Raw genomic sequence first — 21,522 nt, forward strand, 5'->3', positions numbered from 1 at the left:
CTATGGATTTAAGCAAATTTTTTGCTTACCCAGTGTCCTTTGGATACTTCTACTAATTCAAAGTCACTATCATTGCTCTTTTCGTTAGCAGAATAAATAGGACTACCAAGCTCATCATGCAAGTGAATGCGTTTCTTGTTCACTTCAATTTCCGGATCCGGAATTGGAATAGCTGACAAGAGAGATTTGGTATACGGGTGGATAGGATTTGCATAAAGCTCTTCACTTTCCGCCAATTCTACCATTTTACCCAAGTACATAACAGCTACACGATCACTGATATGTTTAACCATGGACAGATCATGCGCGATGAAAAGATAAGTCAATCCCAGACGATCTTGCAATTCTTTAAGCAAGTTTACGACCTGGGCCTGAATGGATACGTCAAGTGCGGAAATCGGCTCATCACAAACGATGAACTTAGGATTTACCGCTAACGAACGGGCAATCCCAATACGTTGGCGTTGTCCACCAGAGAACTCATGCGGATAACGAGTAGCGTGATCATGGTTAAGACCAACCATATCGAGCAGCTCTTCGATCCGTTTTTTACGCTCTGCACGGCTACCCGCCATTCCGTGAATGTCCAGTGCCTCGCCGATAATATCAGAAACCGTAAAACGCGGGTTAAGCGATGCATACGGATCTTGGAAAATCATCTGCATGTCACGACGCATAGCTTTCATTTTGTTAGAAGGCAATTTATAAATGTCTGTACCATTATATTTCACACTTCCGGCAGTTGGCTCATACAAGCGAAGAATTGTACGTCCAGCAGTAGTCTTACCGCACCCGGATTCTCCTACCATTCCAAGCGTCTCGCCCTCACGGATGGAGAAGTTAATATTATCAACAGCCTTAAGAACCTTGCCTTGACCTACATTAAAATATTTCTTAAGACCTTCTACCTCTATTAGGTTCTTACTCAAGAGTACTGCACCTCCTTGGCCATCGAATGCAGATTCCAGCAACGCGCCATATGCGTTTCGCTGAATTCTGTGGCGCCGGGATCGATTTGTTCGCAAACATGCATTGCTTCGTTGCAACGCGCGGTGAACGGACAGCCGATCGGCGGCTTGATCAGATCTGGCGGTGTGCCGATGATCGGAATAAGCGGCTCGCCTTTCTTTTGGTCCAGACGCGGCATTGAGCGCAGCAGACCTTTGGTATATGGATGCTGTGGATTCTTAAAGATTTCCCATCTTGTTCCGGTCTCCACAACTTCACCTGCATACATTACAATAACCCGATCACACATACCGGCAACGACGCCAAGATCATGGGTAATCAAAATGATGGAGGTACCTAGTTTTTGCTGCATCTCTCTCATAACTTCCATAATCTGCGCCTGAATGGTTACGTCAAGAGCCGTTGTAGGCTCGTCCGCTATGAGTAAAGCCGGACGGCAGGCCAGCGCGATGGCAATCATTACACGCTGGCGCATACCGCCTGAAAACTCGTGGGGATATTGGTTAAAGCGAGCCTCAGCATTTGTGATACCAACTAATTTGAGCATCTCAATACCTTGCTTTTTCGCTTCGGCCGCTGACATTTTCTGATGTTTAATCAAAACTTCAGTGATCTGTTTGCCCACTTTGATGGTTGGGTTCAAAGAAGTCATCGGGTCTTGAAAAATCATGCCAATATCTTTACCGCGAATGGATTCCATTTCTTTCATGCTTTTGTCTAGCAGATTTTGTCCTTGGAAAATAATTTCTCCCTTTTTCACTTTTGAGGGTGGGGAAGGGATCAACCGCATAATCGATTGTGCAGTTACACTCTTACCGCTGCCGGACTCGCCGACGATGGCAACCGTTTCACCTTTGCCAATTTCAAAATTCATACCACGGACAGCTTGCACTTCTCCGCCTTTAACAAAAAACGAAACATGCAAATCTTTGACTTGTAAAATAGGTTCCATCCATAACCCTCCTATTTCTTCAGCTTAGGATCAAGCGCGTCACGAAGACCATCACCGAAAATGTTGAAAGAAAGCATGGTTAAACTGATCAGAATGGCAGGGAACAGGAATCGCCATGGATAGTACAACCAACCGGTGAGTGAATCGTTAATCATAGATCCGAGTGAAGCGATAGGAGCTTGTACACCAAGACCCAAGAAACTTAGAAAGGCCTCAGCAAAAATAGCATTTGGTACAGAAAGTGTAATGGTTACGATAATCGGGCCAACTGCGTTCGGCAGAAGATGCTTGAACAACAGTCTTGCAGAACCTGCACCCATGGAACGGGAAGCCAATACGAACTCGCGATTCTTGAGCTGCATAATTTCTCCACGTACAATCCATGACATCGTAATCCAGCCTGTTATGGTTAAAGCTAGGATGATTGTACCAAGACTTGGTTCAAGCACAACCAAGAGCAAAATCACAACCAATAAATAAGGAATAGAGTACAGAATTTCAGAGAATTTGTTCATAATATTATCTACACGGCCACCGAAGTAACCCATAATTCCACCGTAGATAACACCAATAAATAAGTCGATAGCTGCCGCAGCTAAACCTACGATCAAGGAAATCCGTGCGCCGTACCAAGTACGTACGAAAATATCACGTCCAAGATCATCCGTTCCAAACCAGTGATCGGAGGAAGGGGGCTTATTGGTATTCATCAAGTCATTGGAGTAATAGTTATATTTCGAGAATAAGGGAGCGATAATCGCTGCAAGCACAATCAAGCCTAGAATCCCAAGCGCGGTCATTGCCATTTTGTTTTGACGCAACCGTTGCCAAGAGTCTTTCCAGGCAGAGAGACTCTCCCGCTGAATTACCTCGGCTTCTTTTTCATCCATACCGATTTTTTGAAAATCTTCCGGTTTTAAATTCATGTTGTTCGGAACCAAATTATTATCAGTTGCCACTCTTTAGCCCTCCTTTCCTCCACTTAATTTCATACGTGGGTCAATCAATACATAAGCAATATCAGTAATGAAACGGGCTACCATGAGTAGTACACCATAGAAAATGGTTATCCCCATAATAACGGTATAGTCACGGACACCAATCGCTTCCACGAACTGTTTACCAATACCCCCAACACCAAAGATCTGCTCGATAACAACCGAACCAGTTACGATGTTAGCTGTCATAGGTCCCATGTAAGTAACAACAGGCAGAATACCATTACGAAGTACATGGCGGCTCAGAATAGCCATCCAGCTTAATCCCTTAGCCTTAGCCGTTTTGATATAATCCGCATTCAGAACTTCAAGCATACTTGAACGGGTCAAGCGAGCTATAAAGGCTATTGGCTGTGCCGAGAGCGCTGCTACAGGTAGGAAATAATAGATTGGCCCTTTAAAACCTGAAACCGGTACCCAACCCAATTTGAAAGCGAACACATACTGTAATAATGAAGCGACTACAAAGCTCGGAACCGCAATCCCCAGAACTGCCAGCACCATCGCGGCGCTGTCAAGAAACTTTCTGTGATAGAGTGCCGCTAACATGCCGAGAAGAACCCCAACAATAACCGCCACAACAATTGCGACGAGTCCCAGCTTCAGCGACGCTGAAAAGGTTTGACCGATCAAATGTGATACATCTTGATTCAGGCGTTTCATGGATACACCCAGATCACCTTGGACAATATCACCTAAATACTTAAAATACTGATGAGAGAGCGGCTTGTCCAGACCATATTGCTCCATCAAACGCGCTTTAATTTCTGGCGGTACTTTTTTCTCCGAAGTAAACGGATCCCCTGGAATAGCTTTCATCAAGAAAAAAGTTGCTGAAATCAATACCAATAATGAAACCAACATATAGAAGAATTTATTTACGACATAACGAACCATCCCCATCACACCTCCTCCGACAAATTTTTTAGAGCATTATATTGATTTTATGAAAAAAACGGATTTTTGTCCATTTTCTAAATATGTTATAAATAACAAGAAATAACAAATAGACGGAAATACAAAAAAAAGGGATATATATGGAGTTCCACATATATATCCCGAAGTATTGTGTTACTTCAGTCAACTAACTATTCTGTTTAAATTACTTGAGATCAATCTTAGTGCTCAAGCAAGTATCCACGAGTCAAGTCAATTGCACCACTGAAGTCAAGAGTAACACCTTTGAGGTACTCTTTAGTCAGGGAGTTGTTAGTGTAGTAGTACAATGGAATCAAGACCATGTCTTGTTCAATAAGCAATTTTTCAGCTGCTGCAAACTTGTCTTGACGTACTTTCAAGTCAGAAGTTGCTTTAGCTTCTTCGATCAGTTTGTCATACTCAGGGTTAGCGTAACCAGTATCATTGTTACCGCCACCTGTTACCCACATATCAAGGAAAGTCATTGGATCATTGTAATCCGCAGTCCAACCAGCACGTGCAACTTGGTAGTTCAGGTTTTGACGGTTTTCAATAAACACACCCCACTCTTGGTTAACGGTTTGTACATCGATACCAAGATTGTTTTTCCACATATCAGCAATCGCCAAAGCGTTTTTCTTGTGGCCTTCACTTGTGTTGTAAATCAGTGAGAATGTAGGCAGTTTAGTAAGACCTTCTTCTTTCAGACCTTCAGCAAGCAATTTTTTAGCTTGTTCTAGATCTTCTGTGAAATAGTTATCTTTAACTGCTGTACGGTATTCACCATCAGCACCAGCGATACCTGGAGGTACATAACCGAATGCTGGGAATTGTCCGCCTTGAACTACATTGTCAATAAAAGCTTGACGGTTAATTGCCATTGCAAGAGCTTTACGGATTTTAACGTTAGAGAAAGGTTTTTCAGTGATATTGAATTCGTAGTAGTATACGGAAGCAATACCTTTACGGCTGAATTCGTTAGGAAGTTCTTTTTGTACGATTGGAATTTGCTCTGATGGAATTTCACCAGTAGGTCCGCCCGCACGATCGTATTCACCGTTCTTGTAGCTGAGCAGTTCAGTTGCACCACTGTTTACAAGGGAGAAGTCGATTTTGCTAAGTTTAATGGCATCTTTATCCCAATATTTATCGTTTTTAGATACAACAAGCGTTTGCCCAGTAGTCCACTCAGTAAGAGTGAAAGCACCGTTAACGATCATAGTGTCTTTGTTTGTTGCCCATTTAGCATTACCCTCAGTAGATTTATGAGTAGGGTAATAAGTATAGAAGGAAAGCAATCCAAGGAAGTATGGAGTTGGCGCTTCAAGAGTAACTTCTAGAGTTTTCTCATCAACCGCTTTGATACCTACTTGACTGAAATCAGTAATTTCCTTTTTGAAGTATTTCTTAGCATTTTTGATGTAATACAATTGACCAGCGTAAGGCGCAGCGGATGCAGCAGCAGGATCGAGCACGCGTTTCCAAGCGCGAACGAAGTCTTCTGTTGTTACAGGATCGCCGTTGCTCCATTGTGAATCACGGAGTTTGAAAGTATATACCAGACCGTCAGCGGAAACATCCCAGCTTTCAGCAACACCTGGTTCAGCTTGACCTGTTTCAGCATTCATGCGAGTCAAACCTTCGTACATTGTTTTCAGGACAGTGTTAGCTTGGCTATCCTGTGCCAATCCTGGGTCAAATGTCGGAGGCTCAGCACTTAGATTGATTCTCAATGTTTGGTCTGCAGCCAATTTCTCATCTGTAGCCGCATTACCAGTTGCTGTGTTACCAGTGTTACCAGCATTACCTTTATTGCCGCTGTTCGCGTTGTTTCCGCCGCAGCCAGCAAGCACTGTACCGATAACAAGTACTAATGCAAGCATTAGCAATAGACTTTTACTCTTCTTCATCTAGCAGTTCCCCCTAAATAGAATGTGGTATATGGTTTATGATTATACAACCAGTGGTCAAAAAAATCTAGTGGTATGTTTTCAGAAAATTCTTTTTTTATTAAAACTTTAAACTTTTGTGACGTTGACGCTTCACCGGAGCAGTGGAACATTACATCGCTTGTGATATGTACTTAATTAGCCCTACAAACATAAATAATAAATATCCGACGCTCATAAAAAAGAAGGAAAGTCTCCATACTGCCCGAAATAACCGCTTCCCATCTACTTTTCCTTTCAGTCGATTCTGTGCGCCGCCAATCAATCCAGTGGATATTAATACAATAAGTAGTATAAGATAAAACCCAAAACCGTTATTGAACAAGTTGTTAAATAATGCTGAGACCGATAATAATAAAAAAAATGTAGTCACGTCCATAGCGAGCATAAAAGTTTTCTTTTTATCTTTTTTTAAGCCTCTTCCAATGAAATAAACAATTAAAAACGGTATTATTGGAATCAAGCTTAAAGTACCGACCGAATTCATCAGCAATCCCATAGCTTCACCTCTCCTCCGAGATCATACCTATATTCCCTCTACTAATTGGCAGATCAAGCGATGTAAAGGAACCAATGTTCCAGTTCGTTCTGCCATTTCTACAAGACTTCCATTGATCCAACGAATTTCTGTGCTTCTTGAAGCTAGAACATCTGCCAGCATGGACGAAGTATTGCCAGCCGTTGTCCTGCACACTTTAAGGATGTTATCCCACGCATCATGATCATAAGTAACTCCGCAGGCATCATATACCATAGTAGCTTCTCTAAAAAGTTCTTTCATTAACTGCAGGCGCTCTTCTGAAGCAAGCAGTTCACCATTTGGAATACGCCAAATCGCTGTGAGCGGATTAATAACGGCATTGATTAGGAGCTTCCGGTAAATCATGGTATCCACTTCATTCGACAAAAAGGCTGAGAATCCTGCCATAATGAGAACTTCTATTAAATAATTCACTTGTAAATCAGTATGTATATTATGAGTTTGTCCATTCTTTAAGCTCCATTCTCCTATCCACACCTCCCCCGCACCTGCATGAATGACCTCAGTTAAAGACTTTCGCTTCGCAGCTTCTGTTGTTACGGCAGCATATAAATTAGCCTTCGGCAGCAAGTTACTGAGCATCTCCATATGTCCAATGCCATTTTGAAAACAAATGATGTGTACCTGTTGTTCCCTAAGATCCTTAAGAGGGGATAGAAATTCAGGTAAAACATTATGTAGTATGTCCTGTTTAACCGTCACTATAATCCAATCACTGGGCTCACGAAGATAGGCATCTGCAAATCCCTCTATTGGTGCGGACATAAATCGATCCCCCGAAATCGAAGTCGGATCGCGCCCATCCTCATAACTCACAGTTAAGCCCTCATCTTTTAATTTCCGGCACTGCTCTCCCCCTCGACACCACAATCTCACATCATTCCCGGACTGGGTCAGCCTCCCTGCCAAAAGCAGTCCAAGTGAACCCGCACCGATTATATCGATTTTCATCTGATCCTCCTGTTAATCTCAAGCGAAATTTTTCTAAGTATAGCCTTAATATACCAAGAAGAAACGCCGTTGTCGTCCTTCATAAATGACATACAAAACCAAAACGCCCGCAAATGGCGCTAATAAAGCGAACCACTTACGGGTGTTTTAGTTTGCCTATCTTTTATTCAATACGTTCTAAATTTCCATTCCCATCCATTTTGAAACGAGTCTTCATTTCTTCTTCTTCTTCGTTTAAGAAAGCTAGCCTACGCGCACGATCCATAATCTGAATTAAAGCTTTGTAATCATCATTGACTACCCGGTAGTCACTTTGAGCAAGATTAACCTCTTTTGACAACCGCTCATTCTCAGATCTTAATTCTGTTAATTCATCTTCCTTCTCGCGCAAATCTCTCTCCAGCATTTTCAGCTGGCGCCCTGCCTCCTGGATTGTACCTTTCCATTGTCTCAGGAAACGAATAACCGCATCAATGGATAATGTGTTTTCACTTAATCCTTCGCTTCGACCGAATTCCTCCTCGGTATCCCCGAGAATCAGACCCGCTACCTGCGCTCCTCTTACCGACGGTTGCTTTTTCAGGTAACTTCTCTTTTGACGTTGGCCTTTAGCGATTCCAATTGCGCCTTCATAGCTTTTTCGAACACAACTGTTCCAGCGGAATCCACAAGCAGCCGACGTTCTGCCGATTTTCTCACCCACTTCTTCAAAAGCAGCAAGTTGTGTACTGCCCTCCCGAATGTGGCGCAAGGTTACTTCTGCCAGTATTAGATCATCTTCTGCACTCCAAGCATCCTGTCTAACGGCTGTCATCCAACCAAACCTCCTAACAACATCTTGAAATAACCATCTCCATAACCGACAGCTCTGCCGGGTAGTGAATAGGGATAAAAGCTGCTTACTCCATTTCTATGCTTCTCATAGAGTTCATAGAATCTATTTGATACTAAATTGTATTTCCATTATCTGCCCACATCATACGCTTAAAGTAATAAATTCTCTTTTTTCAAGCATTAATCACTTCAGTCAATTATAAAAATCACATTTTTTCAAGATTAGTGTATTTTTTTCAATGAATTCGTTTACACATTTTTACTGAACGGGTATAATAAGTCGAAGGAATATTCGTGAGATACATACTGGAAGGGGGACTCTCTCTTGGACCGCATGTTTCGGGTATTAGGTTTTTTTACATTGGCTATTGGATTGATGGCTTTCGCCGGAGGTCTGACAGAAATGGCCTTGCTTTTCTTTTTGCAAACCGCTTTTTTCGTAATTCTCGGTTATTTGAAGTTTACTGAAAAAACTTATGTCCTACTTTTCTGGGCATACATGATTTTGACTTTCACCGGTTTCAGCTATTGGACGATCTTTCAAATGGGTCTTCCACTATAAATTGCAGTGCTCTCTTGAAGCGGATGAGGTCCTTATCTAATAAGGATCGCTTCCGTTTTTTTGTTTATCAGTTAGTATATATATATGAGGCCCTCACTGATACCTGAGTACGCATTGAAGGATAACCTTACTTTGTGGGGATATTTTTGTATGTATGCTATTTTAGAAGGGTTAAACATATTATTAGTACATACATATATCCATTCAAGAAGAACCGGTTTTGCCGTCTTTTAGGGACAGCTTCCGTTTCTACGAAACTAGAAGGATAATTTATGGAGTAAAACAGATAAGTTCTTATCTTATATTTCAAAAAAAGGTGGTGGTGTGGTGCGCTCCCGCAATGCCCAAAGCCGCATGATGGCAACCATACTAATTCTCTTCTGCTGTACATTGTTTCCGTTACAATCTACGCTGTACCTGTCTGCCGATCCTAGCGGTTCTTTTTTCAATTCCTCTATACCAGATAATGAAGAAACCCGTAAACTTCTGGAGCAGACTTTATCTTCCGCAGAAATCGAACGGGAGATCATCAAGATTACAGCCGAACAAAAAGCGCTTGAAGAAAAGGTAGATTACCTAGAAGAACAGGCTATCCAGAAAAAATCTGACATCGCAAACCAACAAGAGCGTGCAGGCGCGGTCCTTCGTTCTTATTATATGGGGGATAGAGACGGTCTCTTAGCCGCATTTCTATCCGCGAAGAGCATTAGCAGATTCCTGGCACTATTCGATTATTATGAAATTATTATCGGAAATGACCGCAGCATTCTAACACAATACGAGGACCAATATAAGGATCTAAAGAAGACCCTCCAGACTGCACAGCGCAGCTCGAAGGATCTTGCACAGCTGCGAACCGCTCTGGAAGAACAGAAAATTCGGGTAGCCGCGCTCAATAAAGAAATTGAAGGTGGGATTAAAGACAGTAGTGATCCTGATAATATGAGCGCTCTACTTCAAGAATTCACATTATATTGGGAGAATATTGGTTTGCGCGAGGTAAAGACCTACTTCAAAGCATTATCTACCGCAATGAATAAATTACCGCAGTTTGTCCAGAATCGAGAGGGAGTTCTTACTCGTAAGGGGATGACTTATGTTCTGAATCTGAAGGAAGAGGATTTAAACGAATTCCTTCAGTCCCAGAATAAGCTATTTAACGATTTCGCATTTCATTTTAATGACGGAACGATTACTGCCACAGGAAAAAGTGGAGCTTTAGCCCTTTCATTAACCGGTCACTACATCATACAGGAAGAACCCATCAACGGACTTATATTCCAAGTAGATCATGTTGTATTTAATGGTCTCGAATTACCTGACACCACTAGAAGAACACTTGAGGAGGAATTTGATTTAGGCTTTTACCCTGGGAAAATTGTTTCTTTCCTACGCGCCACAGAAGTAGATAGTAAAGACGGCGTCCTCCAAGTTAAACTTTCTATCTCATTCTAAGCCTTCCTTGATGAAATCTTTGTACCCGGCCGCATCAATTTTTCCTGTAAGCAGTAAGGTTACTGCTTCAACAATCTTACTCCAGCCGCCTTGGAATTCGACCTCCGGGGCGGTTTCTTCTGTCAGTAATAGTTCGACTCCAAAAGGAAGCCTATATTTGAAATCATGTTCTGAACGATATAGGACATCCAGCGCAGGCAAGCTCCCCGTGTTCTCCAGCCAATCCATCTGAGAATCCTCAGAGGTGATAAACGTCAACCAATTCACGGCTTCCTTCGGATTTGGAGATTGAGCTGGAAGTGCAAAGGAACGGCTGTAATAGGATTCAAGTACTCTCCCGTTACTTGCGGTCATTGGTGCTTCAGCAACTAAAGATGAATTCCCATGTTTTTTCCACTCAGATAGCGGTAGAGCAGCAACAGCAACACTCCCGCTCTGAATCATATCCCAAACATCTTTGTTATATCGGCTGGTAAGGTAAAAATAACTGCGAGCATTCTGAGTCCAATTTATTACTTCTTGGTTATCCGATAGTAAGCTGTTGTTCATACTCTCCATAACGGCCGACAATCCATATGGATTACGTGTATCCATCGCGAGCAAATATTTCCCTTGCTCTTTAAGCACATTCTGAAGCAATGTGTTCCACTGTTCCAGACTTCTTGGTAAGGTAGTGAATCCCAGTTCCGCAAGACGCTGTGGTGAATAAACAAATACATAAGGGTCGATATCCAGCGGCACTCCCCAATTATATCCGTTCCATTGCATCCATGGGATTAACTGAGTTAACGGTGCAGTTCCCGGAATGCTCTGATACACATCCACCGGCAATAAATATCCGCGTGTAGCCCAGTCGAGAATACTCCGTCCATCCGCCATAACGATATCCGGGCTATCCCCGATGGTTAGGTCATGCTTCAAAACTTCGTCTGCATCCTCGCTATCAATATTTCTTAATATTACCTTCACTCCACTTTCTAAAGTATAACGATTGCTTAGAAGCTCCAGTTCACTGAATTCCTCACTATTTAACGATACTGTTATGCGCAGGCTATCTATAGTTCCTTCTTCCCCTGAAGAAGGGTTTGTCAACTGACTTTGTGGTTTTTTCATAGGATGTGGGTCGCTATTGGTACTCAATTCCATACTGGGTGACAAGCTTGTCAGCGATAGTAATAAAATTGCAAAAAGCAGCCAATAATTTTTGCGTTTCAGCACAATTCCCCACCTTCCCCATGATTCCTCACCCCTATTTTACCAAACCCGCCGCTGCTTGTCTTTAGAATGTGAAAACGTTCTCTTTCTATTATATAGGGGAAACGAACGGAGATAATAAAAGACTGGGTGATCTTAGTGCTAAGGACGCTCCGTGTGCGGATTATTCTTCCGATCGCTGTTGTCCCCAGATTTATGGATTATATTCCTTAATGGTATAAATCCGGTGACAAAGGCGAACGCTAACGCTTCTACAGAACAATTCCTCCCCCTCCGCTAACCGCTCTCCATCTAAGAACCATAACCTACTAAAATTCCTCCGCCGTTTGTGGGCGGGCAGGAAAAAGCCGGGAGTGTATGCTTCTCCCGGCTGAAAAGAGGATTGAAGGTTAGAGAAGGTCCGCGGCCAGCTGGGCCAGGCGGGAACGCTCGCCTTTTTCCAAAGTAATATGTCCGCTAATCCCTTGCTGCTTAAACTTCTCAACAATATAGCTGAGTCCATTGCTCGCAGCATCCAGATATGGATGATCGATTTGCTCCGGGTCACCCATAAGAATCACTTTACTTCCTTCACCCGCTCTGGAGACGATTGTCTTCACCTCATGACGGGAAAGGTTCTGGGCCTCATCAATTATAATGAACTGCGAAGGGATTGAACGGCCACGAATATAAGTTAAGGCTTCTACCTGTATGCTGCCTAAACCCATTAAGATTTTATCGATATCGCCAGCTTTTTTGGTGTCGAACAGGAACTCCAGATTATCATAAATAGGCTGCATCCAAGGTCTGAGCTTCTCATCCTTCTCTCCGGGTAAATAACCAATGTCTTTACCCATAGGAACTACTGGACGAGCAATGAGCAGTTTTTTGTATTTGTGCTCATCCTCAACTTTGAATAGTCCGGCAGCAAGTGCCAATAATGTCTTCCCTGTACCCGCCTTACCCGTAATGGTTACAAGCGGGATTTCATCATTGAGAAGCAGCTCCAGTGCCATTCGTTGTTGCGCATTTCGGGCGCTGATCCCCCAAACTGAATCATTGCCCAGATAGAGCGGCTCCAGACGGGTCGTATCACTATTCACTTTGAGAAGAGCTGATTTACCTGTGCCTATTTCATCCTTGAGGATCACAAATTCATGAGGATATAAGGGATATGACAACCCGAGCTGTTTAACCGTTAAAGAGCGGTGACTGTAATATTCATCAATCAATGCCGGATGTACCTGCAAAGATTGGTAACCAGTGTAAAGTTCATTTAAATCTCCAGTACGATCTGACAAGTAATCCTCTGGCGTAATTCCTAACACATCCGCTTTAATCCGGACCAGCACATCCTTACTCACAAGCACTACGGGACGCGGATCAGGCTTCTCTTTCTCTTCGATTAAATAATTGAGAGCTACAGCCAAAATCCGATTGTCGTTAGATACCTCACCAAACATTTCCTGTACCTTCACAAAACTGCGATGATTAAGTTCAACCTTCAGCTTGCCTCCATGCTCCAGCTCCACACCACTATGCAAATGACCTAGCTCACGAAGTCCATCGAGCAATCGGGAAACCGTGCGTGCATTCCGGCCGATTTCGTCAGCATTGCGCTTTTTGGAGTCGATTTCTTCCAGCACAACCGCTGGAATAACCACCTCATGCTCCTTGAAAGAGAAAATCGAATTGGGGTCGTGCAAAAGCACGTTGGTATCTAGCACAAATATCTTGTTCATATTATCCCCTCCACAGCGCCTGGTTTGATTGATCATACATAACTCTTTCCGCCAAGGGAAAAGATAAGGTACAGAAACGATCTTGGTTGAAAGGAGTAATCACATATGAGAAAATCAATGTGTCTGTTGCTGGTACTGCTGCTACTGACAAGCTGCGGTATCGCTAATAAAAAGACATCACCCTCTCCTCAGAATAAACAATCTGCGAATGCTGTAAAGGGTACGGGAAACCATGCGGTTCGGCAATTGGCCAACGATGGTGCAACTAATCCTAAGGCCACCTCAAAAGCTGGTCACACCGTCAGTGTTAAGGGCGAAAGTGAAATTGCACTTAAGGACCATTTTGAACAGTTGGCCAAAAGAGTTCCTGGTGTGAATGGCGCACATTGTGTAGTCATGAACAAGGTCGCCATTGTAGGTCTTGACGTAGAAGGTTCTCTAGACCGATCACGTGTTGGAAGCATTAAATATTCTGTAGCGGAAGCTATCCGCAAGGACCCGAGAAGTGTACGTGCACTAGTCACAGCCGATATGGATCTCTCCAGCCGCTTAGCGGACATGAGCCGTCATATCTCTCAGGGACATCCAATTTCCGGATTCTCATCCGAACTGGCTGATATCATCGGTCGAATCATGCCACAGCTGCCAGAGGATACTAAGCCGATCAAAAATGCAAAGTAGAGGAAAAAAAAAGCCCAGTGATATTCTCACTAGGCTTTTTTCATGGCAGTAAATACTTGTCCGTCCAGCTTCTCAGCGGCACGTCCATCATAAACCTTTGCATATCTTGGGGCGGATTCAAGCTGCGCTCCATAAAAAAGCGCGTTACGCACCGCCATAATTTCAACATCAAAGCAGCACATCTTGAAAGGTACATCCAGAAGTGGATCCTGCTTTACAACGGCACTGCCGTTAATAGCATAGACAGTACCCTCACCGAACACAGTGACGGTTACTAACGGGTTGACCTTCATGTTGTTCACGAGTCTGGAACGATGATCTACAGCCAGACGCACAGTACTAGGACTAACTGCATAAATCCACGAAATGGCCGTGGACGTTGGACCTCCTGATTCCGCATCAACTGTGTTGAGAAGAACAAAAGTTTCCGATTGCAGCATCGATAACAAGGTTTCGTTCAGCTGAGCAACGGCTTCGGACATAAGTACTGGCCCCCTATGCGGCGTAAATTCATTCAATTTATTATATTATAGCACAGGCTGAAACTTGCATTCAATTTTAGATCAAGTATTATTAAGGTCTTAAGGCGCCTTAGTAGATTCAGAAGTAGATCCAGCAGAAACTCCTGCTAATCGGTCCTGCAGACTTTTCTTGGCAGCCTCAAGCTCCTCATCATTAATATATACATACGGACTTCGCCACGTTCCAGTCACCGGCTTGAATTCGATATCATCTTTGGAAATCTTCCAATACGTCGCAATGATATCTTTAATCTGCGAATTTTCGATATCAGTCTTCATATTATTGTCCACTGCGTCAAGAACCTTGCCTATTTTTAATACTCCACCAAGCGATTGCATCTGATCCACCAGTGAATGAAGAACCTCATTCTGACGTTTGTTCCGATCGAAATCGTCTGAACCCTTAGTCTTAGGCTTGCAATTAGATTTACGGTATCGCACATAATCCAGCGCTTTATCTCCATCAAGCTCCGCCGGACCTTTTTTCAAATTGATATTCGTACCGTCTACACTGTCTGTATAACACATATTATCGCTAATGTTGACTTTGACTCCACCAAGCTCGTCCACCACATCACGGAAGCCTTGAAAATCCAGAATCGTTGTATAATCTACGTTAATATCTAGATATTTCCCCATCATTGTCTTCATCTCATCTTCTGCCAAAATACCAGAAGAATCTTCTTTCCCCTTAAAGCGAGCATAGAATTCGTTAATCTTCGTTTGCTTGTATCCATTGAGCTCAACTAAGGTATCGCGTGGAAGAGAAACAATGGTTGCTGACTTTGTCTTAGGATTAAGCGCTGCAACCATAATAACATCAGTCAATCTAGATTGATGCTTTGGTCTATTATCCGTACCCAGGATAAGCATCGTCAGTGGTTTTTCTGTAGCCGAATGTCCTGGAGCAACCGTTCCTTTAACACCTGCATTAAAGACCCCATTTTCAAGCTTCCAATATAGATAGCCCCCGTAGCCCAATACGCCAAGAATCGCAATAATGAGTAAGGTTAACAGGATTCTAACTAATCTGCCAAAAAAGCCTCTCTTTTGCGGTTTCTTCTTTTTTTTCTTAGGAGCACCCTTCACAGGCTGTTTTCTATTATTCGGTTGTTGACCACTTGCTCGTGGAGGTAAACTGCTGTTTCGTGTACTCATAGTAGAATAAAGTCCTCTTCATTTCATTTAGAATTAAAATTGCTACACTTAAATAGACGTTCCATAAGCAGTAAAAGTTTCGATTACTGTCTTTTTGCTGCAGCTGCAGCCTTTCTCTTCTGTCGAGCTTCTACGATATAACGTATCCGTACCATCAGCATTAATCCGACGGCTACCAGCAGACACTGGATGATCGGTAGCTTATCATGTTGAAAAATGAGGAGCATGCCGGAGCCGATTGCCATCATTATGTACAGCATAATCTCTTTACCAATCGTTAACTTTTGATTCACACGAAATACCTGGTTATACACAAATGTAAGCAATATAAAAATAACAATATAAGCGACGATTGGATGCTCAGCAAACCAGCCCTGCATAGATACCGCACTCCTCCCAAATTTAAGATACGTTTACATTATATCATCTGTAGGAGAATTTTTTGTTATAAAAAAACCGCCGAAAGTTAAACTCTCCGACGGCTCTTTACTATGCTAAGCTGATCTTACGCGTTTGCTTGTGCCATTTTACGTTGCTTCTCTACACGTTCGCGTTCGCCTTTATTCAGAATCTTTTTGCGTAAGCGAATGGATTTAGGTGTGATTTCACAATATTCATCATCATTCAAATATTCAAGTGCGCCTTCCAAAGAGAAGGTACGTGGTGTCTTCATTTTTACAGTATCATCCTTACCTGAGGTACGCATGTTGGTAAGTGCTTTTTCTCTACAGATGTTAACGATAATGTCGTTTTCACGGGTATGCTCGCCTACGATCATACCTTCATAAATTTCTGTACCTGCATCCAAGAAGAGAATACCACGATCCTCAACGCCCACTATTCCATATTGTGTTGTTGATCCAGTCTCACTGGCTACAAGCACACCTTGATGACGTCCGCCAACTTGACCAGCAACCAGTGGAGCGTAGCTGTCAAAAGCATGGTTCATAACGCCGTAACCGCGTGTCAAAGTCAAGAAGTAAGTGTTGTAACCAATCAAACCACGTGCAGGAATCAGGAACTCCAGGCGTACTTGACCCGTACCGTTGTTAATCATGTTGACCATTTCGGCTTTGCGAGTGCCCAGACTTTCCATAACAGAGCCCATGCTTTCTTCAGGAATGTCAATCATAAGACGCTCAAGTGGCTCCGATTTAACACCATCGATTTCTTTAATGATTACTTGTGGTTTAGAAACTTGCATTTCATAACCTTCACGACGCATATTCTCGATCAGAATACCAAGGTGAAGCTCACCGCGTCCAGAAACGATAAATGCATCAGGACTATCCGTTTCATCTACACGCAAACTCACATCTGTCTCAAGTTCTTTAAAGAGACGCTCACGAAGCTTACGGGAAGTTACCCACTTACCTTCTTTACCAGCAAAAGGACTGTTATTCACAAGGAAAGTCATTTGCATAGTTGGCTCGTCGATCTTAAGAACAGGCAGTGCTTCTGGATTCGCTGGATCAGCAATGGTCTCACCAATGTTAATGTCCTTGATCCCTGCGATAGCAACGATATCGCCTGCGCCCGCTTCTTCTGTTTCAATACGTTTTAAACCTTGGAACCCGAACAATTTCTCAATACGTGCGGTTTTACTCTTACCGTCACGCATAATTACAGTTACAGATTGACCTTGTTTAATCACACCGCGGTTTACACGGCCAATAGCAATACGACCCAAGTATTCGTTATAATCCATCAACGTTACGAGGAATTGAAGCGGGTCTTCTACACTTTCAGTTGGAGCTGGGATATGCTCAACGATTGTTTCGTAAAGTGAAAGCATTGTCTCATCTTGCTTCTCAGGGTCCATGCTTGATGTTCCGTTAAGAGCAGATGCATAAACTACTGGGAATTCCAATTGTTCATCATTGGCTTCAAGCTCGATGAACAAATCCAGTACTTCATCAATAACTTCCTTCGGACGTGCAGCCGGACGGTCAATCTTGTTCACGACAACGATTGGAGTCAGCTTCTGCTCCAAAGCTTTACGCAATACGAATTTCGTTTGCGGCATGCAGCCTTCATAAGCATCAACAACCAGCAATACACCGTCAACCATTTTCATAATCCGTTCTACTTCGCCACCGAAGTCAGCGTGTCCAGGTGTATCCACAATATTGATCAAAAACTCTTTATAAGTAATTGCTGTATTTTTAGCTAGGATTGTAATTCCGCGTTCCCGCTCGATATCGTTAGAATCCATAGCGCGTTCTTGTACGTGTTCGTGTGCGCTGAAGATCCCCGATTGCTGAAGAAGCTGATCGACGAGTGTTGTTTTGCCATGGTCAACGTGGGCAATGATCGCAATGTTGCGAATATCTTTTCTTGAATGCATGATTTGTATCCAAATCCTCTCATTTATCAAATTAAAACTGTTAAAATTCTTAGCATGTCACGGCAGTCTCACAAAAGAAGCGCCAGGCAGAAAGCCGACGCTTCAACATAACATTAATATTATAGTGAAAGCACTATGAAAAGCAAGTCTTTTTATGAAAAAACAGTTGCCAAATTCCGTTTTTTTTCACAAGATCCAACATTAATTAACTTCGATACCATCTCTTCCAGCCGCGTGTTCTGCCCCGTCCGGTAATCAGCCAAATCCCTGCAGCGATGAATACAATACCAATTAGATAGATCACACCCGTACCCATAAGACTGAAAATACAAAGCGTTATGCTTACAACGCCTAATATCACAGCAATTGCAGATAGTCCCCCTGTCCGTCTTGGAGAATTGATGGAATATTCATACAGACCTACGGCAATGCCAAGCAGAAGCACAGGCCATAAATATTTCATAAGCCCCCATCCCCATATATTGCAAAGACCAAACAATAAACCATATACCGTTAATATTCCCGCGGGAATCAATACCGTTGCCGAAGCACGGCGGCTAAAAAATAACATATGTAGAACTAATCCTGGAAGTAAAATCACTAGCGGCCAAAGGGCACGTCCCAAAAATCCGAAGACTCCCAGCTTACCAAATAAAATCACAAATCCAGCAACTGCAATAAATATTCCTAGTTTTATGTCATTCTTTGAGGACATCCCTCACCCATCCCTTCAAATTCACGTCTACCTCACTACCTTGTCATCTCTTACCCAGAAAACGACAGGATTCTTATTCATATATTATCTGAAATATACACAAAATGCCATCACTGACCACGACAAAAAAAGGACGATTCCAATTTATGGAGATGTCCTTGTAGTATTGCCTTTTATTGCAATTTATTAACCTACTGATGTTGTTCTTCGTTTAACTGCTCCTGTAACAACTACTAATATTCCTAAAGCGATCGGCAGTATGGAATGCGTGGATGGGAGCAAAAAGGATAACATTGTCCCTAATTTTGCATCCTGAAGCATCATATCACCTGCTGTAAAGGCTAAAATATAAGCGCCGATAAATACGAGTATCGGAAATCTATGCAGCCACCCCACAATGAGGCCACTTCCCCATACTACAATCGGAATGCTGAGCGCAATCCCGATGACAATTAAAGCCAAATCCCCCTTGGCTAGACCGGCAATCGCCAGGACATTATCAAGACTCATAATAAAGTCAGCCACGAGAATCGTTCGGATGGATTTCCATACGGAGGATGTTTCCGCGACTCTAAGGTCCTCCTCTTCTTCCAGCAGCAGCTTGAACGCAATCCATAGCAGCAGAATTCCTCCTCCAGCCTGGATATAAGGGATTTTCAACAGTAATACCGCGACAAAAGTAAGCAAGCAGCGCAGAATAACAGCTCCCGCAGCTCCCCACCATACCGCAGTCTTCCGGTGCTTCTCCGGAAGGTCCTTACTGGCCATAGCGATGACCATAGCATTATCTCCACTCAGCACAAGATTGATCATCAATATTTCACCAAGGAGCAATAATGATTCCATTCGCTCTTACCTCCCCGAATCACATGTAACTACATGTATGTTCGGAAGTGACAAGCTATGCTTCCTGTCCAACTTTTTTTGAGGATGAAAGCATGTATGCCCCTTTTTTTGCGTATACAAAACTAAGCATATCTTCGTGCTCATCTTAATTAACTTTAGGGGTGACTATGCCTTGAATACATCCATATGGGAGTTTGTATTATCGCTGCTCAATATTATTTTTCTAGATCTCATTCTGGCGGGAGACAATGCCATAGTCATCGGACTTGCTGCGCGTAATTTGCCGAACAGCACTCAAAATAAAGCAATTGTGCTTGGAACAGCAGGTGCCGTCGTATTACGGATTTTCGCAACGGTTCTGGTCGTATGTTTATTAAAAATCCCTTGGTTACTGCTGGCAGGCGGGGTTTTACTTATTCTAATTGCCTATAAGCTGTTAACAGATGAGAACAATTCAGCGAATATCAAGGCTGGTCAAAGCTTAGGGGCTGCTGTGGGTACAATTATTCTAGCCGATGCTGCGATGGGACTGGATAATGTCATCGCCATTGCGGGAGTCGCTAAGCACAATATCTCTCTAGTTGTCATTGGACTGTTAATCAGCGTTCCAATTGTGGTCTGGGGAAGTACTCTTTTTATTAAATTAATCAACAAATATCCATGGATTATTTATATTGGCTCAGCAGTCCTAGGGTTTACAGCCTCAAGCATGATTACAGATGAGCAGCAGCTATCCCCATTTTTTGAGCAGCATCCACTATTGAGAGCTCTGTTTATATTTGTGATCATTGTTGGCATCTTAATTGGTGGACACTGGAGACGCCAATCAAACCATAACAAATCAAAAAAGCTGCCTCAACCGTAGTTGTTGCTACGAATGAGACAGCCTTTTGTTTATAATATTAGAACCATTCTTCCTGTAATCCAGCCTGAGCACTTACTACATCTTTAGGCTTCTCATCTCCATAAGGTGTGATCAGCACAGTCTCCGTGGCTTCAATCGCTGCGTCCAGCAATGCAGAATATCCAGGTAGCGTAGCTTCAATCTTATCTACAATTCGTAAATTCGGGTTCGTTGTAGGTGATTTAGGTACAAATAATGTACAGCAATCCTCATACGGAAGAATTGACAGGTCATAGGTGCCGATATTCTTAGACAGCTCCACAATATCACTTTTGTCCATCATTACCAGCGGACGTAAAAGAGGAAGTTCTGTCGCACGACCGATCACGTTCATACTTGGTAACGTCTGGCTAGCGACCTGTCCAAGACTTTCACCGGTTACGATCGCGAGGGCACCCTCACGTTCAGCAAGCTGTGAAGTAATCCTCAGCATAGCTCGACGCATCAACGTAATAATCAGATTATCCTGACCTATTCCAGTAAAAGATGTCTGCACCTCTGTAAAAGGTACTAAATGTAGCTTGATAACTCCTGCATATCGTGACAATACCCGCGTAAGATCAACCACCTTTTGCCGGGCAAGCTCACTCGTATAAGGATAACTATAGAAATGTACGCACTCCACTTCGAGTCCACGACGCATGGATGACCAACCGGCTACAGGACTATCAATGCCTCCGGACAGCAATAACATCGCTTTTCCATTCGTACCAAGCGGAAACCCACCAACACCAGCAATATTTTCGCAAAATATAAAAGTATGACCTTGACGAATTTCGACTTTCAGCTCCAATTGAGGTGACTTTACATCCACAGTAAGTCCAGAATAGCCTTGCAGCAGTGGTGTGGAGACTAGCTTATTCATCTCCATGGAGCCATATGGGAACTCTTTCCATACCCGGCGTACATTAACTTTAAATGTAGTTCCCGGTGCAGGAGCGATAATCTCCAAAAAATGACGGCTGACAGCCACAATATCCTCGAGTTCTGACTTGGCCACCTTTACCGGACTGACAGAAGCGATTCCGAATACATTCTTCAGTGCTTCTACCAATGGGGCAGCAGGTTCTCCATTCAGTTCCACGTAAATTCTTCCAAACTCTTTGGTTAGAACCACCTTAGGATAAGGCTTAATCATTTCTTTCACATGACGTAGTACTGTTTTCTCAAATCTGGCACGGTTCTTGCCCTTTAATGTAAACTCCCCGAAACGCAAAAGCAGCATATCGGCATAATCAATACTATTGGCACTGCCCTTAGCAGATTCTTGATTCATCACACTCAT

Annotated in this window: 21 protein-coding genes; 4 read left to right on the plus strand and 17 right to left on the minus strand. The window is 42.9% G+C overall.

All coding sequences use genetic code 11. The features are described from left to right. Positions 1-8: 8 nt before the first annotated feature. From L1028_RS09430 to L1028_RS09465, 8 genes are all read right to left on the minus strand, one after another. On the minus strand, positions 9-929 hold the full coding sequence (locus L1028_RS09430; protein WP_042190873.1) for an ABC transporter ATP-binding protein: 921 nt from the start codon (positions 927-929) through the stop codon (positions 9-11). Beyond that, entirely contained in the window at positions 926-1,921 is a 996-nt protein-coding gene (locus L1028_RS09435; protein ID WP_042190876.1) for an ABC transporter ATP-binding protein, read from the minus strand. Before L1028_RS09435 ends, L1028_RS09430 begins: the two co-directional genes overlap by 4 nt. Positions 1,922-1,932: 11 nt before the next feature. Further along, complete coding sequence (locus L1028_RS09440) at positions 1,933-2,847, minus strand: ABC transporter permease (protein WP_060622042.1); 915 nt, start codon at positions 2,845-2,847, stop codon at positions 1,933-1,935. A 36-nt stretch (positions 2,848-2,883) separates the two neighbouring features. Continuing rightward, positions 2,884-3,816, minus strand: coding sequence for an ABC transporter permease (locus tag L1028_RS09445; RefSeq protein ID WP_234533216.1), 933 nt, complete (start codon positions 3,814-3,816; stop codon positions 2,884-2,886). 221 nt (positions 3,817-4,037) lie between these two features. After that, positions 4,038-5,747 (minus strand): peptide ABC transporter substrate-binding protein, encoded by a 1,710-nt coding sequence (locus L1028_RS09450; RefSeq protein ID WP_234533218.1) that lies wholly within the window; start codon positions 5,745-5,747, stop codon positions 4,038-4,040. A 151-nt stretch (positions 5,748-5,898) separates the two neighbouring features. Then, positions 5,899-6,285, minus strand: coding sequence for a DUF3397 domain-containing protein (locus L1028_RS09455; protein WP_042190883.1), 387 nt, complete (start codon positions 6,283-6,285; stop codon positions 5,899-5,901). A gap of 27 nt (positions 6,286-6,312) precedes the next feature. Continuing rightward, entirely contained in the window at positions 6,313-7,278 is a 966-nt protein-coding gene (locus L1028_RS09460) for a ketopantoate reductase family protein (protein WP_234533220.1), read from the minus strand. 163 nt (positions 7,279-7,441) lie between these two features. Beyond that, on the minus strand, positions 7,442-8,092 hold the full coding sequence (locus tag L1028_RS09465; protein WP_234533222.1) for an RsfA family transcriptional regulator: 651 nt from the start codon (positions 8,090-8,092) through the stop codon (positions 7,442-7,444). 345 nt (positions 8,093-8,437) lie between these two features. Between L1028_RS09465 and L1028_RS09470 the strand changes: the two genes are divergently transcribed. Together L1028_RS09470 and L1028_RS09475 are read left to right on the plus strand one after the other, a co-directional pair. After that, on the plus strand, positions 8,438-8,674 hold the full coding sequence (locus L1028_RS09470; RefSeq protein ID WP_042130273.1) for a DUF2626 family protein: 237 nt from the start codon (positions 8,438-8,440) through the stop codon (positions 8,672-8,674). A 327-nt stretch (positions 8,675-9,001) separates the two neighbouring features. Next, positions 9,002-10,129: a coiled-coil domain-containing protein gene (locus tag L1028_RS09475; protein ID WP_234533224.1), complete on the plus strand. Its 1,128-nt coding sequence runs from the start codon at positions 9,002-9,004 to the stop codon at positions 10,127-10,129. Here L1028_RS09475 and L1028_RS09480 read toward each other — a convergent pair. Beyond that, positions 10,121-11,347 carry an extracellular solute-binding protein gene (locus L1028_RS09480; protein WP_234533226.1) on the minus strand — a complete coding sequence of 409 codons (1,227 nt, stop codon included), beginning with the start codon at positions 11,345-11,347 and terminating at the stop codon, positions 10,121-10,123. The two genes, L1028_RS09475 and L1028_RS09480, sit on opposite strands and share 9 nt — an antisense overlap. 386 nt (positions 11,348-11,733) lie before the next feature. Continuing rightward, entirely contained in the window at positions 11,734-13,065 is a 1,332-nt protein-coding gene (locus L1028_RS09485) for a PhoH family protein (protein ID WP_234533228.1), read from the minus strand. Between the two features lie 105 nt (positions 13,066-13,170). On the opposite strand from L1028_RS09485, the gene L1028_RS09490 reads away from it, so the two are divergent. Continuing rightward, on the plus strand, positions 13,171-13,746 hold the full coding sequence (locus tag L1028_RS09490) for a YhcN/YlaJ family sporulation lipoprotein (RefSeq protein ID WP_234533229.1): 576 nt from the start codon (positions 13,171-13,173) through the stop codon (positions 13,744-13,746). 29 nt (positions 13,747-13,775) lie between these two features. On the opposite strand, the gene L1028_RS09495 is transcribed toward L1028_RS09490, so the two are convergent. The 6 genes from L1028_RS09495 to L1028_RS09520 all read right to left on the minus strand — a co-directional run bounded on the left by L1028_RS09495 (position 13,776) and on the right by L1028_RS09520 (position 19,333). Then, positions 13,776-14,228 (minus strand): PNPOx family protein, encoded by a 453-nt coding sequence (locus L1028_RS09495; RefSeq protein WP_234533231.1) that lies wholly within the window; start codon positions 14,226-14,228, stop codon positions 13,776-13,778. 99 nt (positions 14,229-14,327) lie between these two features. Next, positions 14,328-15,425 (minus strand): LCP family protein, encoded by a 1,098-nt coding sequence (locus tag L1028_RS09500; RefSeq protein ID WP_234533233.1) that lies wholly within the window; start codon positions 15,423-15,425, stop codon positions 14,328-14,330. Positions 15,426-15,508: 83 nt separating this feature from the next. Further along, positions 15,509-15,805 (minus strand): YlaH-like family protein, encoded by a 297-nt coding sequence (locus tag L1028_RS09505; protein ID WP_234533235.1) that lies wholly within the window; start codon positions 15,803-15,805, stop codon positions 15,509-15,511. Positions 15,806-15,930: 125 nt separating this feature from the next. Continuing rightward, on the minus strand, positions 15,931-17,772 hold the full coding sequence (gene typA, locus L1028_RS09510; RefSeq protein WP_234533237.1) for a translational GTPase TypA: 1,842 nt from the start codon (positions 17,770-17,772) through the stop codon (positions 15,931-15,933). 205 nt (positions 17,773-17,977) lie between these two features. Then, positions 17,978-18,487 (minus strand): hypothetical protein, encoded by a 510-nt coding sequence (locus L1028_RS09515; RefSeq protein WP_234533239.1) that lies wholly within the window; start codon positions 18,485-18,487, stop codon positions 17,978-17,980. Between the two features lie 186 nt (positions 18,488-18,673). After that, a complete protein-coding gene (locus L1028_RS09520) occupies positions 18,674-19,333 on the minus strand; it encodes a TerC family protein (protein ID WP_234533241.1) in 660 nt (219 codons plus the stop codon). A 172-nt stretch (positions 19,334-19,505) separates the two neighbouring features. Between L1028_RS09520 and L1028_RS09525 the strand changes: the two genes are divergently transcribed. After that, on the plus strand, positions 19,506-20,198 hold the full coding sequence (locus tag L1028_RS09525; protein WP_234533244.1) for a TerC family protein: 693 nt from the start codon (positions 19,506-19,508) through the stop codon (positions 20,196-20,198). A 37-nt stretch (positions 20,199-20,235) separates the two neighbouring features. On the opposite strand, the gene thiI is transcribed toward L1028_RS09525, so the two are convergent. After that, positions 20,236-21,522: a tRNA uracil 4-sulfurtransferase ThiI gene (gene thiI, locus L1028_RS09530; RefSeq protein ID WP_234533246.1), complete on the minus strand. Its 1,287-nt coding sequence runs from the start codon at positions 21,520-21,522 to the stop codon at positions 20,236-20,238.

This window comes from Paenibacillus pseudetheri, assembly GCF_924513355.1.
GTDB classification, from domain to species: Bacteria; Bacillota; Bacilli; order Paenibacillales; family Paenibacillaceae; genus Paenibacillus_AQ; species Paenibacillus_AQ pseudetheri.

Bases quoted from the DNA above. Each gene is read 5' to 3' on its own strand.
- L1028_RS09435 (WP_042190876.1), bottom strand. From the start codon at position 1,921: ATGGAACCTATTTTACAAGTCAAAGATTTGCATGTTTCGTTTTTTGTT.
- L1028_RS09440 (WP_060622042.1), bottom strand. From the start codon at position 2,847: ATGAATTTAAAACCGGAAGATTTTCAAAAAATCGGTATGGATGAAAAA.
- L1028_RS09445 (WP_234533216.1), bottom strand. From the start codon at position 3,816: ATGGTTCGTTATGTCGTAAATAAATTCTTCTATATGTTGGTTTCATTA.
- L1028_RS09450 (WP_234533218.1), bottom strand. From the start codon at position 5,747: ATGAAGAAGAGTAAAAGTCTATTGCTAATGCTTGCATTAGTACTTGTT.
- L1028_RS09455 (WP_042190883.1), bottom strand. From the start codon at position 6,285: ATGGGATTGCTGATGAATTCGGTCGGTACTTTAAGCTTGATTCCAATA.
- L1028_RS09460 (WP_234533220.1), bottom strand. From the start codon at position 7,278: ATGAAAATCGATATAATCGGTGCGGGTTCACTTGGACTGCTTTTGGCA.
- L1028_RS09465 (WP_234533222.1), bottom strand. From the start codon at position 8,092: ATGACAGCCGTTAGACAGGATGCTTGGAGTGCAGAAGATGATCTAATA.
- L1028_RS09485 (WP_234533228.1), bottom strand. From the start codon at position 13,065: ATGAACAAGATATTTGTGCTAGATACCAACGTGCTTTTGCACGACCCC.
- L1028_RS09490 (WP_234533229.1), top strand. From the start codon at position 13,171: ATGAGAAAATCAATGTGTCTGTTGCTGGTACTGCTGCTACTGACAAGC.
- L1028_RS09495 (WP_234533231.1), bottom strand. From the start codon at position 14,228: ATGTCCGAAGCCGTTGCTCAGCTGAACGAAACCTTGTTATCGATGCTG.
- L1028_RS09500 (WP_234533233.1), bottom strand. From the start codon at position 15,425: ATGAGTACACGAAACAGCAGTTTACCTCCACGAGCAAGTGGTCAACAA.
- L1028_RS09505 (WP_234533235.1), bottom strand. From the start codon at position 15,805: ATGCAGGGCTGGTTTGCTGAGCATCCAATCGTCGCTTATATTGTTATT.
- typA (WP_234533237.1), bottom strand. From the start codon at position 17,772: ATGCATTCAAGAAAAGATATTCGCAACATTGCGATCATTGCCCACGTT.
- L1028_RS09515 (WP_234533239.1), bottom strand. From the start codon at position 18,487: ATGTCCTCAAAGAATGACATAAAACTAGGAATATTTATTGCAGTTGCT.
- L1028_RS09520 (WP_234533241.1), bottom strand. From the start codon at position 19,333: ATGGAATCATTATTGCTCCTTGGTGAAATATTGATGATCAATCTTGTG.
- thiI (WP_234533246.1), bottom strand. From the start codon at position 21,522: ATGAGTGTGATGAATCAAGAATCTGCTAAGGGCAGTGCCAATAGTATT.